This window comes from Jeongeupia wiesaeckerbachi, assembly GCF_050916355.1.
Lineage (GTDB): Bacteria > Pseudomonadota > Gammaproteobacteria > Burkholderiales > Chitinibacteraceae > Jeongeupia > Jeongeupia wiesaeckerbachi.
In genome coordinates this window covers 1,869,241-1,884,258 of sequence record NZ_CP136946.1, presented here as the reverse complement: position 1 = coordinate 1,884,258, position 15,018 = coordinate 1,869,241, and the positions used below count along the sequence as shown (strand labels likewise).

The following is a 15,018-nucleotide window of genomic DNA, read 5'->3' as shown; positions in this document are numbered from 1 at the left end:
GCCGACTGCCGCTACACCCTGAACTGGGCGACGACGCCGTCGAGCCGGTTTGCCATGGCCGCCAGATGCGCCGACGCGTTGGCGATTTCACCGATCGCCTGCACGTTCTGCTGCCCGGTGGCCGTGATCGCCTCGACATTGCGGGCGATCTCGCGGCTGGCCTGCGATTGCTCGCCCGCCGCCTGGGCGATTTCGCCGAGGATGCCCGACACTTCGCTCGTCCGTTCGTCGATCTGCGAGACCGTCGTCCCGGCCTCACCGACCAGCGTCACCCCGCTCAAGGCCAGATCGCTGACACCGCGAATGCCCTCGACCGCGGCGCCGGTATCGTGCTGGATCGCGTCGGTCATCGTCGTGATTTGCCGCGTTGCGTCGCTGGTGCGCTCGGCCAGCTTGCGTACCTCGTCGGCGACCACGGCAAAACCCCGGCCGAATTCGCCGGCACGTGCGGCTTCGATCGCGGCATTCAGCGCCAGCAGATTGGTCTGATCGGCAATGTCGTGAATCGTCGAGACAATGGCCGAAATCTGCCCGGAGCGCTCGCCCAGCGTCTGCACCACCTGCGCCGATTCGCCGACCGATGCGGCAATTCGCTGCATTTCGCCCGTTGCCCGTCCGACCGCCGACCGCCCTTGCTGCGACAGCTCATGCGCCTGCTCGGACAGGCCGGCCACTTCGTCGATATGCGCGGTGATCTGGCCGATGCTGCTGCTGATCTGCTCGACCGTCGCCGCCGTCGCCATTGCCGAGCGGTTCTGCGTGTGCGAGCTCTCCTCGATCACCTTCATGTTGCGCGCCAGATCGCCGATCTCGCCCGACACCTCGCGCGAGCCCTGCGCCACGTCGCGCAGGATGCCGCGAAAGCGGTCGATCAACGAGAAGAACGCCGTGCCGATCTGCCCGGCCTCGCCGCCTGCAACCGGGCGATTGCCCAGCGTCAGGTCGCCGGTACGGGCGATTTCGCCCATATGGTCGCGCAGACGCTCAAGCGGCGCGCTGATGCTGTGCGCAATGAACCAAGCGGCCAACACCAGCAGCACCAGCACGGCGCTGATGGCGCTGCCCCAGAGCCAGGCCTTGCTGTGGAATGCGGCCTCGACGTCGTCGACATAGACGCCGGTCGCCACGACCCAGCCCCAAGGAGCGTAAAGCCGGCTGGTGCCAATCTTGTCGACCGGCGTCTTGCTGCCCGGCTTGGCCCACTGGTAATCGACGAACTCGCCGCGATTGCGCACCGCAGCATCGACCAGCTCGACGACCATGCGGATTCCCCTCGGGTCCTTGAGGTCGCGCTGGTCCTTGCCGTTCAGTTCGGGTTTGATCGGGTGACGCACCATCGTGTAGCGCGTGTCATACAAGGCAAAGTAGTTGCCGTCGTCGTAACGCAGGCCAGTGATCGTATCGGCCGCCGCCGTCTGCGCCTCGCCAAGCGGCATTCGGCCTTCCTGGGCAAGCCGGCCGTAGTGCGCCATCACGTTGTAGGCGACATCGACCAGATGGTGTGTCGCCGTACGGCGGGCATCGAGCATTTCCCGGCGCTCGTTCAGCAGCGCAGCCACCGTACCGGCGGAAATCACAAGCAGTACCAGCACGATCAACAGCCACAGCCTGTGGCGAATCGTTGTGTTCGAAAACATGACCAGCCTCCGATGTGCGATTGCACAATCGCACTCATTCACAACAGTTATTGTCAGACAATATTCAGCAAACACCAGAACAAGTATGACAACGGCGATAGCCGGCTGCTCCGCACGCCTCGCCGGATCACCCGAGCCTGCCCGGAGCGCGAACGCGAACGCGGCGACCAGCGCGTTTGTGGCAGGTCAACATTGGGATAAATCTCAATGCCATCGACTACGTTGTTTTGCTACATTCGGTTTTGCAAGCTTCCCCCGTGTTCGGATGAAGGTCGCAGGAGAGTGCCCACGATGTCAGGCCGCAAGGCGTGTCGGGCCGCCGAAGAAGTGAATCTTTCAGGCGCCGGGAAAACCCGGCAGGGACTGCGACTGGACGAGCCTCTGGAGAGCCCCGGCGTGCGTTGACCAAATGCACCGGCCGGGCACCGAAGGCGAAAGGCGCTCCATCAGGAACGCTGAAACGCTCAGGTAAAAGGACAGAGGAAGGACGGCCGCTCGCCGTGCCTGCCCGCGTCCCGGGCGGCGTGCGGCTGGCCGTCCCCTCTGTCAGATCGATGTTTGATACTGACGGAGACTTTCAAACCATGCCCCCGCTACAAGACCTGCTGCAGACGATAGACAACCTCGTCTGGGGCCCGCCCTTATTGATCCTGCTGGTCGGCACCGGCCTTTACCTGACCGCCCGGCTCGGGCTGCTGCAGGTGCTCAAGCTGCCGCTGGCGCTCAAACTGGTGTTCCGCGCCGACAAGAACCCGCACCTGCCCGGCGATGTGTCGAGCTTTGCCGCGCTGTGTACCGCGCTGTCGGCCACCGTCGGCACCGGCAACATCGTCGGCGTGGCCACCGCGATCAAGCTCGGCGGCCCCGGCGCGCTGTTCTGGATGTGGATGGCGGCGTTCTTCGGCATGGCGACCAAGTACGCCGAATGCCTGCTGGCGGTGAAATACCGCACCGTCGACGACAAGGGCCAGATGGCCGGCGGGCCGATGTATTACCTGACGCACGGGCTGGGCCTGCCATGGCTGGGCAAGCTGTTCGCGCTGTTCGGCGTCGGTGTTGCGCTGTTCGGCATCGGCACGTTTGCGCAGGTCAACGCGATTTCCGAAGCCGTACACGCCACTTTCGATATCCCGGTGCTGTGGACCTGTTTGACGCTGGCGGTGCTGGTGGCGCTGATCACGCTCGGCGGCATCAAGTCGATCTCGCGCGTCGCCGAGGCCATCGTGCCCTTCATGATGGTGTTCTATGTCACCGCATCGGTCGCCTTGCTGGCGATGAACGCCAGCGCGCTGCCGCAGGCGATCGTGCTGGTGATCCAGTCGGCCTTCACCGGCCATGCGGCCGTCGGCGGCTTCTTCGGCGCGACGATGATGCTGGCGATCCAGAGCGGCGTCGCCCGCGGCGTGTTCTCGAACGAGTCGGGCCTCGGCAGCGCACCGATCGCCGCCGCCGCCGCGCGCAGCAATTCCTGCGTCGAACAAGGGCTGATCTCGATGACCGGCACCTTCTTCGATACCATCATCATCTGCACGATGACCGGGCTGGTGCTGATCGTCACCGGCGTCTGGTCGGGCGACGCCAGCGGCGCGCGGATGACCAACCTCGCCTTCCAGCAAGGGCTGTCGCAGGACTGGGGCAACCTGATCGTCACCGTCGGCCTGCTGTTCTTCGCCTTCACCACCATCATCGGCTGGAACTACTACGGCGAGCGCTGCATGCAGTACCTCGCCGGCCGGCGCGGCATCATTCCGTTCAAGCTGGTGTTCATCGCCTGCATCGTCGGCAGCGCCTTCCTGCATCTGGACCTGATCTGGGTGCTCGCCGACATCGTCAACGGCCTGATGGCGATTCCGAACCTGATCGGCCTGATCGGCCTGCGCCACGTGATCGCTTCGGAAACCCGCCGCTACTTCGCCGGCCAGCTTGATGACCGCGACAATGGCGCGCTGCAACCGGCGCTGGCGCGGCGCTGATTGCCAGTACAACGCAAAAACCCCCGGCCTTGGCCGGGGATTTCCTTTCCGCCAAGGACTACTGGCTAGAGATCGTCAGCGCCCCCCACAGCGGATAGGCGTCGACACGGTACCTTCCGTCACCAAGTGCCTTGACCGGCAGCTTGCTGCCCCCCTGATCGACGCTGATCGCTTCGCTGGCGCGGAACTCCAACGACAGCGACGTGGCGTACTTGTAGCAATCGTTGTTACCGGTGTTGAACACGACCTGATTGCCGCTCAGCGTCGGCGCGCATGCTTCACGGGCATAACGGTAGCGGATCACGTTCGACGGCGTCGCCACCCACAACAGCCCGGCGTCGACCTTGGCCTTCACATAGTCCAGATGACCAAGGTAACGAGCCACCGGCACCGGCTCGTAACCGTCGTAGGCATTGTCGCTGACGCCATGCATCGTCCGCGTCGCCCAGCCGCCCTGATCGATCGCCGCATCGACGTGCAGGTTGAGGATTTCGCTGCCCATCGGATACAGCGACCATTGGCCGGACGCGGTGAACACATCCCACTTCACCATGTACGGATCGCTGAAGTTGGCCGCATTCACCCCCGCCGGACGACCGACGTACTCGATGTTGCCGCCTCCCAGATCGCGATTGCTGCCCCGTCCGCCCAGATAGCCCGGTTGCGTGCGCAAGTAGGCGAGCGCCGCATCGGTTGCGGTATCGTACGGCCAGATGAAGTACGTCATCTGGTAGCCATTCAGATTCGTTTTCACATCCTGAACCGAGTCACCGATTTCGACGCTGTTGACCCAATTTGCATCGCTGCTGCCGGCTGGCAGATGGTTGCGCGAGTGGTTGGCGATTTCATGACCGTGCGTCACGAAGGTCTGTGCCGCAGCCCAGTGAGCGGGTTGGCATTCGGCCGTGATGGCGCCAAACGCGGCGACCAGACCGCGCTTGGTCAGCTCCGGCTCGGCAATCGTCGTATGGCTTTGGCTGACGCTACTGTTGCAGAAATCGTCGTGCACCATCGAATAAGCGCCCTTGGCGCCCCCACGCCAGGTTGCAACACTTATGGCAGATACAGCCGGTCGCCCGGTTACCGTTACCGGGTACAGCTCGCTGGTATAGGCAACGCGCTCATCGTAATACACCACGATCTGGTAGCTGTGGTTACCAGGGACAACGTTCAGCACCCTTCCCCGACCGTTCAAAATGTAACCGTCGAAGCAAAACGAGCCATCACACTGCCCATAGGGGACACTGGTATCAAGCTTGCCGCTGTAGACGACAACCCCATTTTCAACGAGATCCCAACGTTGACCACCTGGATAGTTCTGCGGGCGGCTCGTCCAAGAAACATTTACATCTGAACCGTTGGCAATCAGTGCCACCGACTCATTTGGCAATGGCCGCGGCGTTGGCGTCGGCGTCGGCGTCGGCGTCGGCGTCGGCGTCGGCGGAGCTTGTACATCGCCGATGTATTCCCACGGCCCCCATGGATCGACACCCGGCTCGACGCCCTGCGCCCACCACTTGGCGCGATACATCTTGCCCTTGTAGATCACGCACTGGCTGCCGGTGTAGACCACGGTCGCCCCCCACGACGTGCATCCGCTCGGCGTGGGTGCTGGGGTCGGGGTCGGGGTCGGGGTCGGGGTCGGCGTCGGCGTCGGCGTCGGCGTCGGCGTCGGCGTCACGTTGGACTGAGTACCCAGGTCTTGCCACAAGGTCGGCGTGGTCGACGGCGTCCAGCCCGTACCCACGTAGGCGGTATGCGTCGTCAGCGCCTTGTAGTCATGCCCCTGATACGCCACGATCGTGCCGGCGGCATAGGTGCTGCCTTCTACCCAGGTCGGGTAGGCATAAGCTTGCAGCGCTACGCAGGCTGCGGGAATTGCGGTCAACGCAAACTGGTTGAAACGGTTCATCGGTCGCCATCTCCTTGGTGTCTTGTCGGCATCGCGCGGTCGTTCCGCCGCGCAGGGCAATGTGTCAGGACCAAGGGGACGCAACCAGCCGCGACGGTGGCCGGATTCATGAACGGCAAGACTGGATGAAAAAATGCCAATCAGATCAATACACTGCGTGCGAACGCCGGAAATCCCGCTTCACGAATGACGTTGCAATCACACGTCCTTCACCGCTTTCAAGCAGCTTGTCCGGTCCGAAAGACCGTGCAATGCTGAACGCACCTCTGCCCATGCAACGCGCCATGCCCAATCCGCACCTTGCCGAATACACCCGCCGAATGAACCGGGTGCTGGACCATATCGACCGCCACCTCGACGCCCCGCTCGACCTCGCCACGCTCGCCAGCGTGGCGAATTTTTCACCGTTTCATTTCCATCGCGTCTTTCAGGCCTGGCTGGGCGAAACGCTGGGGGATTACCTGCGCCGGCGCAGGCTGGAGATCGCCGCGTCGACGCTCTCCACCCATCCGGACGAACCGGTACTGAACGTGGCGCTGGCAGTCGGCTTCGGCTCCGGTGAAGCATTTGCACGCGCCTTCAAGACCCGTTTCGGCATCACGCCCAGTGACTGGCGCAAGCAGACGCCGGCGCGCTGGCAGGCCCAGCTCGACGCCGTCCGCGCCCGGCAGCGTGACAACCGCAATCCGGATCAGTCCGATCGCAACTTCGATCAGGCCGGCACCGGTACGCAGGAGCAGGATAGGGCCTCATACACCGAGATGGAGAACGCCATGAACGTCACGATCCAGACCCTGCCACCGACGCGCGTCGCCTACTTGCGCCATATCGGCCCCTATGGCCCGGCCATTGGTCAGTTCTGGCGCGGCAAGTTCTCGCCCTGGGTCGCCAGCCACGGCCTTGGCGCCAACACCACCTATGGCATCGGCCATGACGATCCGAGCGTCACGTCGCCGGAAAAATGCCGCTACGACGCGGCCGTCGAAGTAGCGGCCGACTTCGTCGCGACCGGCGAAGTGGGCATCGCCGAACTGCCGGGTGGCCGCTACGCGATTGCGGCGTTCCGCGGTGACGTCCACACCATCGGCGATGCGTGGATGACACTGACGCGCGACTGGCTGCCAAGCAGCGGCTACCAGTTCGACAACCGGCCGTGCTTCGAGCGCTATAGCGGCGCACCGGGCGACGACCGCCGGCGTGAGGATTTCGAATGCGATATTTGCATTCCGGTGCGGCCGCTTTGATTGGACGGGCATGAACGTTGCCCACCAGCAATTTGGGCGATGCTCAGGGCTGGTGATCCGTCCCGTCAATGCAATGCCCCAGCGGAGGCAGGTCGGCATCGCTCTCCTCGCCCCCAGCCGGTTCGGATCGGGTGCTTTCATACTGGGAACGCAAAAAGCAGCCGATCAGGGCGGCACCAACCACGGGCAGTAGCCAGATCAGCGAAATCTGGATCAGTTTCTGCCTGAGCTCGTAGAGTCCGCAACGGAAAACGGCGAAAGAAATAGCAAGATTCAATCCGGCCCCAATCAGCAGCAAGGCCATTGCAGCGTGATTCACTTCATTCCCCCTGCGTGACAGGACCAGAAGCCCGACTCCCGATCAATGGCAAGGCTAGTATGCGGGCTCACAAGCCATATTACTTTGTAAGTTTAACCCCAATATTAGCCTGACTAACAAGTAAGGATGCGGCCAATGTCCGCCGCAGCTTGGGCCCTTGCCGCCTCGGCCGCGCGATGGCGACATCCCGAGCAAAACAGCCTGGAATCGTTGATTCCAGGCTGTTGTCCGCTTGCTGTCGCGCTCAAGACCTGTATCCCTGGTCTTGCCATTCGCCAGACACCGGGTTGTAGACCTTATCCGGCTTCTGTACCGGGCCGGAGGCGCCGGAGCCGGTATGCCAGTCCTCGATCCGTTCTACCTTGGCGATGGGCACCCTGTCCGTTCGACCCGCATACACCGTGCTTTCCAGGTGAACGACGCCGGCCGCTTCGTCGAGTTTGACAAAAGTGCCTTGCAGGCATTCCTGATTGATCGAGGAGCCGTAATGACCCCAAAGTCGTAGATAGGTTTTAAGGGGAATGCTCTTGAAATCGTCTAACGTAGCCATGGATGATTCCTCATTCCAGGGTTGAGTGGCACACCTGCTGCTTTGCAGCAGGTCAGGATGGCCCCGCGATTGCGTGGCCTGATCCGAAAGCTAGTTGCCGGATTCAATGACAGCCATGCCAGTGGCTCTTCAAGCTGCTGAGCGGCATTAAAATTTTCACCAAACCAACACGCATAGAAAGCATTCGCCGTTTACGCCCGATTCACCGCCCCTTCGGCGGCAGCATTTCCTTGCTCTTGTAATCACACAGATCGGCGACCACGCAGCGCCAGCATTCGGGCCGGCGCGCCTTGCAGATATAGCGGCCGTGCAGGATCAGCCAGTGGTGGGCGTGCAGCATGTATTCCTTCGGCACGACCTTCAAGAGCTTCAGCTCGACCGCCAGCACGTCCTTGCCCGGCGCCATGCCGGTGCGGTTGCCGAGGCGGAAGATATGCGTATCGACGGCCATCGTCGGCTCGCCGAAAGCGATATTGCGCACCACATTGGCCGTCTTGCGGCCGACGCCGGGCAACGATTCGAGCGCGGCCTGATCGTTCGGCACCTCGCCACCGTAGCGTTCGAGCAAGATCGCACAGGTCTGCAGCAGGTGCTTGGCCTTGCTGCGATAGAGGCCGATCGTCGCGATATACGATTCCAGCCCTTCCTGCCCGAGCGCGAGGATCGTTTGCGGCGTATTGGCGACCGGGAACAGCCTGCGCGTCGCCTTGTTGACGCCGATGTCGGTCGCCTGCGCCGACAGCAGCACCGCGGCGAGCAGCTCGAACGGCGTGGTGTATTCGAGCTCGCTCTTCGGCGCCGGATCAAGCTCGGCGAGGCGGCGGAAGAATTCGCGGCGGGTGTCTTTGTTCATCATTACTCCATGCAAAACGCCCCGCTTGCGCCTCTCCCTGTAGGTGGCTGCGCCTTCGCATTTTGTCCCCGTCCGGTGCTCGAAATCCTCATGTACTACGACGTACATTCCGGTTTCTGCGCTCCGGGCGGCGCCAAACTGCATCGGCTCGCTCACCGACAGGGAGAGGCTCGGCGGGGCGTTGATTCTAACCGTTCAAGCCAATTCAATCCGGTTCAAGCCGTCACGCCCTCGGGGCCGCGCGCGGCGGCTGCCTTGGCCCGCGCTTCGGCGCGCCGGTCGAGCGCCATCTTGCCGGCCACCAGCAGGCCAAGGCCGATGAAGGCGCCCGGTGGCAGCATCGCCAGCAGGAACTGGTAATTCATGTCGGCCGGAATCACGTGGATCACCCAGGCTTTGGCGTGTGCGCCGAACAGCAGCTCGATGCCCGACAGCAGCGTGCCCTGGCCGACCAGTTCGCGCATCGCGCCGAGTACCGCCAGCACGCCGGTCAGGCCCAGCCCCATCGCGAAGCCGTCGACGCCCGACTGCCAGACGCCGTTCTTGCTGGCGAAGGCTTCGGCGCGTGCGAGCACGATGCAGTTGGTGGTGATCAGCGGAATGAAGATGCCGAGCACGACGTACAGGCCGTGGACGTAGGCGTTCATCGCCAGATCGACCATGGTCACCAGCGCGGCGATGATCAGGATGAAGATCGGCGTGCGCAGCTCGTTCGGCACGAAATGGCGGATCGATGCGACCGCCATGCCGGAAATCAGCATCACCAGGCTGGTGGCCAGCCCGAGGCTGACGCCGTTGACGATATTGGTCGACATCACCAGCACCGGGCACAGGCCGAGAATCTGCACGAGGCCGGCGTTCTGCTTCCACAGGCCGTTGTGGGCAATGGACTTTGCTTCGGCATGATCGATCATGCTGGGTCTCCGGATCGTTGCGCGGGACGCGCTTCGGATGAAACCGCGGGACGCGCATCAAACAAGGCAGCGCGATGCGCGGCGACATAGACCAGCGTCGCATGGATCGCCTTGACCACCGCGCGCGGGCTGATTGTCGCACCGGCGCGGCTGTCGAACTGGCCACCGTCTTTCTTCACTTTCCAGCGCGCGTCGCCGGGATTGGCAATGCTTTTGCCGCCGAACTGGGCAATCCAGTCCGATTTGGCCGCATCGATATAGTCGCCAAGGCCCGGGGTTTCCTTGTGGCTGACGACGCGTACGCCAAGCACCGTGCCGTTGGTATCGATGCCGATCAACAGCCGGATCTTGCCGGCGTAGCCATCGGGCGCCGTGGCTTCGATCACCGCTGCGACGGTCCGGCCGGCCTTTTTCGCCAGATAGATATGGCTGTCGGCGTCGTTGCCCAGTTGCGCGGCGTCGAGCTTCGGCACGACGATCGCGTCGTCCGCCAGCGCGTTGTCGTAGCTGCCGGCCGGCAGCACCTGCGCCAGCAGCGCGACCTTGGCCGCCAGCTCGTTCTGCTTCACCGTATCGCGGGTCAGGGCATAGGTGCCGGCCATCAGCGCGGTAAACACCAGCGCGAACAGCGCCAGCGTCGCCGCGCCGCGCACGCCGGATTTCATCATCCGTTTCATGCGGCCTTGCCCTTGCGGCCAAACACTTTCGGCTGCGTGTACTGGTCGATGAAGGGTGCGGCCAGATTCATGATCAGCACCGCGAACGCCACGCCATCCGGGTAACCGCCGAACACGCGGATCACGTAGACCAGCACGCCGATCAGTGCGCCATAGATCAGCCTGCCTCTCGGCGTCGTCGGCCCCGACACCGGATCGGTGACGATGAAGAAGGCGGCTAGCATCGCCGCGCCCGAGAACAGGTGGAACAGCGGCGACATGAAGCGCGCCGGATCGACAAGGTGCAGCACGCCCGAGATCGCCGCCAGCGCGGCCACGAACGCCACCGGCGTCTGCCAAGGAATGATCCGCGACGCGTACAGATACAGCCCGCCGACCAGATAGGCCAGCGCGATCCAGCCCACCATGCCCGGCAGCCAGTGGCCCAGCTGGCCAGCGTGGAACAGCGGCGCGGCGAACAGATCGCCGATGCCGCCGTGTTGCAGGATCGTCGTCTTGACGCTGTCGAGCGGCGTCGCCGACGCGATCGCATCGAAGCTCAGCGCATCGGGCAGCCGGCCGGTGAAAATGTAGCCCAGCTGCGCGGCGGCATCGAGGCCGCTCGCCTGCAAGGCCTGCGGTGCCGCCCAGCGCGACATCTGCGCCGGGAACGACACCATCATCACGGCAAAGCCGACCATCGCCGGGTTGAAGGTGTTCTGCCCCAGCCCGCCGTACAAGTGCTTGGCAAGGCCGATGGCGATCGCGGTGGCGACGACGATCATCCACCACGGCGCCAGCGGCGGCATCGACAGCGCCAGCAGCCAGGCGGTGACAATGGCCGAACCGTCGGTGATGAAGGGCTTGATCGGGAAATCGCGCAGCTTCAGGCACGCGGCTTCGACCGCCAGCGCGGTCAGCGTCGCCAGCAGCAGCTGGATGATGATGCCGGCGCCGAAGGCGTAGACATAAACCGCGATGCCCGGCAGCAGCGCCAGCATCACCTTGGCCATCACGATCTGCAGCGGCGTCGGCTTGGTGAAGAACGGAGAAGTGATCATTCGACGTCCGCAATCATCGGCGCCAGATCGGTGACGCCGATATCGACGCCGGCCTGCGACAGCAAGGTGCTCGCCTGGCCACGGTGGTGCGTCTGGTGGTTGAAGAAATGCAGCAGCACGTCGCCAAGGCGTTTCGAATAGGCGGCGCCATTGGCGCGGGTGTAGTGCAGCGTCTCGGCCAGCAGCGCCGGCGTCAACGCGCCGACCCAGCGGCCGATCGCGTGATCGAGCAAGGCGCGGCGCGCGGCCAGCGCCGGCAGATCGGCGCAAACAATCGCATCCAGCCCGGCCGGCATCGGCAGCGCCACGACCGGTGCCAGCACCGCCGCGTGATTGTTGGCGTCGGTGGCGGGATGCGCGGCAAAACGCTTCAGCCACATGGTGTCGCCGACGACCAGATGATTCAGCGTCGCGAACAGCGAGCCGAAAAAGGCACCGCGGTCGCGCATCAGCTCGGCCTCGGACAGGCTCGCCGCCGCGGCGTAGACCTTGGCATTCATCACCGCGTTGTAGCGCGCCAGCAGCGCCCACTGCGCAGGGCCCATCACCGCGTCGGCGAGACCGATGCCGTGCAGCGCGCACCAGCCTTCGGCCCAGTCGCCCAGCGCACTGTCGGCGTTCAGATGACCGCGCGTACCGGCGTCGATCAGCGTCGCGCCCCAATTGCGGGCGATCCCTTCGCTGAATGCCCAGCCCGCGTACGGATCGTCGCGGCTGGCGATGACGGTCGCCGCAAACGGCAGCGCAGCGGTCGGCGCCGGGCCGAAGCCGGCAGCGGCAGGCGGAAACGCGGCGCCCTGCGGATCGGGCACGGCCACGAGCAAGGCACCGGCAATCGCACGGGGCGAACGCGCCGCCCAGTGCGCAACGAGCAAGCAACCGAGGCTGTGCGCGGCGATTTTCACGCCGGGGCCGGCAGCGGCCACCGCAGCATCGAGCCGGTCTATCCAGTCATCGAGATCGGGGGCGTCCCAGTCGGCCTGTTCAACGCGGATGCAATCGGCATGCATCGCCTGCCAGCGGCTTTGCCAGTGATCCGGGCCGGAGCCACCGTAGCCTGGAACGATCAAGATGCTCATGCCCCACCCTCCTTCTTTGCCGCGGCGCGCGCCTTGGCAGCTTCAATCCGGGCCTGTCTGTCGGCATCGAGCGCAGCGCGCTCGTCCGGGCTCATTGCGGCCAGTCTGGCCTTTTCCTCATCGCGTTTCTGCATCGCGGCGCGAATGCGTTCGGCCTTTTCCGGGTCGAGCGACGCCACCGGCTTCGCAACCTCGGCGGCCGGCGCGGCGGCGGCCGATTGCAATGACTCGCGATGCGCCTTGCGCTGCGCGGCCGCTGCCATCGCCGCACGGATCTTCTCGGCCTTGGCATCGTCGATCGGCGGCGATGGCGGCGGTGTGGCTCCGTCGCCAGCCTGCGCGGCATCGCGCATGGCTTTGCGCTTCGCCGCTGCGTCCATCGCGGCGCGGATCTTCTCGGCCTTGGCGTCGTCGGTCGCGGGCTGCGACGCACCATCGCCTGCCGAAGCGTCACCCGGCTGCAGCGATTCGAGATGCGCCTTGCGCGCGGCGGCGCGCGCCATCGCGGCGGCGATCTTGGCGCGCTTTTCGGCCTCGAGGTCGATCTCGCCCGCCGCTGCGGCAGTCTCACCGCCGGCCTTGCGTTCTGCCGCGCGGGCCATCGCCGCCTTGATCTTGGCGGCCTTGGCTTCGGCGTCGTCAACGACCGCCGCATCCGGTGCCGCCGCTGCGGTGGCCGATTTGCTGGCGGCTGCCGCCTGCCTTGCGGCAAGGCGCTCGGCCTTCTCGCGCTTTTCGCGTTCCTCGCGGAACTGCTTGAACTCGTGACGCTCGCGCGCCTTGTCGGCGGACTTCTTGTTCGCTTCGGCCGCCCAGATCTCGGACTTGGCGAAACGGTAGTAGTCGACCAGCCGGATGCTCGACGGGCAGACGTAGGCGCACGCGCCACACTCGATGCAGTCGAACAGATTGCGTTCCTGCGCCCGACCGAATTCACGGCTGCGGGCAAACCAGTACAGGTCCATCGGTTGCAGCTCGGCCGGGCAGGCGCTGGCGCATTCGCCGCAGCGGATGCACGGCATCTCGCGCGCCGGCTCGGGGAAATCCACCGGCGTCGTTGCGATGATGCAGTTGCCGGCCTTGGAGAGGCCCACATCCAGCCCCGGCAGCGCAAAGCCCATCATCGGCCCGCCGTAGATGTGTTCGCGCGTGCCCGGCTGCGCGCCGGCAAACGCCATCAGGTCCGCCAGCGGCGTGCCGATCAGCGCCTCGACATTGCCGGGCCGCGCGACATGGCCGGTCAGCGTGACGATGCGGCTGATCACCGGTTCGGCGTGCTCGAGCGCACGGTAAATCGTGTAGATGGTCGCGACGTTGAAACACTGCACGCCCAGATCGGTCGAGCGCACGCCGCTCGGCACCTCGATATTCGTCAGCAGCTTGATCAGCTGCTTGGCGCCGCCGGACGGGTACAGCGTCGGCACCACGGCAACCTCGATACCCTGTTCACCCGAGGCAGCGATGGCCTCGCGCAGTGCGGCGATGGCTTCGGGCTTGTTGTCCTCGACGCCGATCAGCACCTCGCCGGCGTTCAGCAACTGCCGGACGATGACGATGCCGGCGACGATCTCGGCGGCGCGTTCGCGCATCAGCCGGTCGTCGCAGCTGATATAGGGTTCGCACTCGGCGCCGTTGATGATCAGTGTCTGCAGCGCATCGCGGCCGGCAAGCTTCAGATGCGACGGGAACACCGCGCCGCCAAGGCCGACCACGCCCATATCGCGCAGGTAATCTCGGATCGCCCGGCCATCGCCGCCGGCCTGCGCGGCCCGCCAGTCGAAGCGCGAGCGCTCGCCCCACGCATCCTGCCCGTCGCAGGCGATGACGATGCAGGTTTCATGCAAGCCCGACGGGTGGGCAATCAGCCGGTCTTCGATCGCGGTGACCGCACCCGACGTCGGCGCATGCACCGCCGCCGACACGCTGCCATCGGCGGCGGCAATCATCTGCCCCTTGCGCACCTGCTCGCCAATCGCAACCAGCGGCTTGGCGGCGTTGCCGATGCTTTGCCGCAGCGGCAGCACCAGCTGTGCCGGCAAGGGGCCGGCGACGATGGGCGAACCCGACGATTCAAGCTTGTGTTCGGGCGGATGCACGCCGCCATTGAAGCGGTAAATCGGCCGCGCGCTCATGCGGCGACCCGCTTGAGCTGGATCACCGGGTAGCGCCATTTCCATGTCGCCGCTGCCTCGCCGACATCGACCATGTCGATGCAGTCGACCGGACACGGCGCGATGCACAGCTCGCAGCCGGTACATTCGGACGCGATCACCGTATGCAGCTGCTTGGCCGCACCGACAATCGCGTCGACCGGACAGGCCTGGATGCACAAGGTACAACCGATGCAGATTTCCTCGTCGATCACCGCCAGTGCCTTGGGCTTTTCGACGCCGTTCTCGGCGTTCAGCGGCTTGTACTCCTTGCCGAGCAGCTCGGCCAGCTTGCGCACGCCGTCGTCGCCGCCGGGCGGACACTGGTTGATCTCGGCGTCGTCATTGGCGATCGCGCTCGCGTACGGCTTGCAGCCGGGGAAGCCGCACTGGCCGCACTGCGTCTGCGGCAGGATCGCGTCGATCTTGTCGACCAGGGGGTCTTCGTCGACCTTGAAACGGATCGCCGCGACACCAAGAATCGCACCCAGCACCACGGCCAGCGCAATCATCACGCCCAGAGCCAGCCAGAAACTCATCGCATGGCCCTCAGCGCCTGTTCATGATCTTTTCGCGGCAGCGTTCGGAGCAATGCCGGAGGGAGCGCAAGGCGCCGGACGCGCGGCGGTACTGGTACCGCAAGCGGCCGGCAACGCCGCGATCTGCCGGC

At 64.8% G+C, this 15,018-nt stretch carries 13 protein-coding genes and 1 riboswitch; of the genes, 2 read left to right on the top strand and 11 right to left on the bottom strand.

Going from position 1 to position 15,018, the window contains the following annotated elements; genetic code table 11:
• Positions 1-11: 11 nt before the first annotated feature.
• Positions 12-1,637 carry a methyl-accepting chemotaxis protein gene (locus R0382_RS09130; RefSeq protein ID WP_432724095.1) on the bottom strand — a complete coding sequence of 542 codons (1,626 nt, stop codon included), beginning with the start codon at positions 1,635-1,637 and terminating at the stop codon, positions 12-14.
• Between the two features lie 371 nt (positions 1,638-2,008).
• A riboswitch (glycine riboswitch) is annotated at positions 2,009-2,127 on the top strand.
• Between the two features lie 94 nt (positions 2,128-2,221).
• On the opposite strand from R0382_RS09130, the gene R0382_RS09125 reads away from it, so the two are divergent.
• Complete coding sequence (locus R0382_RS09125; RefSeq protein WP_432724093.1) at positions 2,222-3,610, top strand: alanine/glycine:cation symporter family protein; 1,389 nt, start codon at positions 2,222-2,224, stop codon at positions 3,608-3,610.
• 58 nt (positions 3,611-3,668) lie between these two features.
• Here R0382_RS09125 and R0382_RS09120 read toward each other — a convergent pair whose 3' ends face one another.
• On the bottom strand, positions 3,669-5,522 hold the full coding sequence (locus tag R0382_RS09120; protein WP_432724091.1) for a carbohydrate-binding protein: 1,854 nt from the start codon (positions 5,520-5,522) through the stop codon (positions 3,669-3,671).
• A gap of 251 nt (positions 5,523-5,773) precedes the next feature.
• Here R0382_RS09120 and R0382_RS09115 point away from each other — a divergent pair, with 251 nt between their 5' ends.
• Complete coding sequence (locus R0382_RS09115) at positions 5,774-6,766, top strand: AraC family transcriptional regulator (RefSeq protein ID WP_432724089.1); 993 nt, start codon at positions 5,774-5,776, stop codon at positions 6,764-6,766.
• 43 nt (positions 6,767-6,809) lie between these two features.
• Here R0382_RS09115 and R0382_RS09110 read toward each other — a convergent pair whose 3' ends face one another.
• The 9 genes from R0382_RS09110 to rsxB form a co-directional block, all read right to left on the bottom strand.
• Positions 6,810-7,070: a hypothetical protein gene (locus R0382_RS09110; RefSeq protein ID WP_432724087.1), complete on the bottom strand. Its 261-nt coding sequence runs from the start codon at positions 7,068-7,070 to the stop codon at positions 6,810-6,812.
• 259 nt (positions 7,071-7,329) lie between these two features.
• A complete protein-coding gene (locus R0382_RS09105; RefSeq protein ID WP_432724086.1) occupies positions 7,330-7,635 on the bottom strand; it encodes a hypothetical protein in 306 nt (101 codons plus the stop codon).
• 202 nt (positions 7,636-7,837) lie between these two features.
• Positions 7,838-8,488 carry an endonuclease III gene (nth, locus tag R0382_RS09100; RefSeq protein ID WP_432724084.1) on the bottom strand — a complete coding sequence of 217 codons (651 nt, stop codon included), beginning with the start codon at positions 8,486-8,488 and terminating at the stop codon, positions 7,838-7,840.
• A 215-nt stretch (positions 8,489-8,703) separates the two neighbouring features.
• Positions 8,704-9,402 carry an electron transport complex subunit E gene (locus R0382_RS09095; protein WP_432724082.1) on the bottom strand — a complete coding sequence of 233 codons (699 nt, stop codon included), beginning with the start codon at positions 9,400-9,402 and terminating at the stop codon, positions 8,704-8,706.
• Positions 9,399-10,079: an electron transport complex subunit RsxG gene (gene rsxG, locus R0382_RS09090; protein WP_432724081.1), complete on the bottom strand. Its 681-nt coding sequence runs from the start codon at positions 10,077-10,079 to the stop codon at positions 9,399-9,401. The genes R0382_RS09095 and rsxG overlap by 4 nt, the downstream gene beginning before the upstream one ends.
• Positions 10,076-11,119, bottom strand: coding sequence for an RnfABCDGE type electron transport complex subunit D (locus tag R0382_RS09085; protein WP_432724079.1), 1,044 nt, complete (start codon positions 11,117-11,119; stop codon positions 10,076-10,078). The genes rsxG and R0382_RS09085 overlap by 4 nt, the downstream gene beginning before the upstream one ends.
• A complete protein-coding gene (locus R0382_RS09080; protein ID WP_432724077.1) occupies positions 11,116-12,198 on the bottom strand; it encodes a DinB family protein in 1,083 nt (360 codons plus the stop codon). The genes R0382_RS09085 and R0382_RS09080 overlap by 4 nt, the downstream gene beginning before the upstream one ends.
• Positions 12,195-14,330, bottom strand: coding sequence for an electron transport complex subunit RsxC (gene rsxC / locus R0382_RS09075; RefSeq protein WP_432724075.1), 2,136 nt, complete (start codon positions 14,328-14,330; stop codon positions 12,195-12,197). The genes R0382_RS09080 and rsxC overlap by 4 nt, the downstream gene beginning before the upstream one ends.
• A complete protein-coding gene (gene rsxB, locus R0382_RS09070) occupies positions 14,327-14,887 on the bottom strand; it encodes an electron transport complex subunit RsxB (RefSeq protein WP_432724074.1) in 561 nt (186 codons plus the stop codon). Before rsxB ends, rsxC begins: the two co-directional genes overlap by 4 nt.
• Positions 14,888-15,018 lie beyond the last annotated feature (131 nt).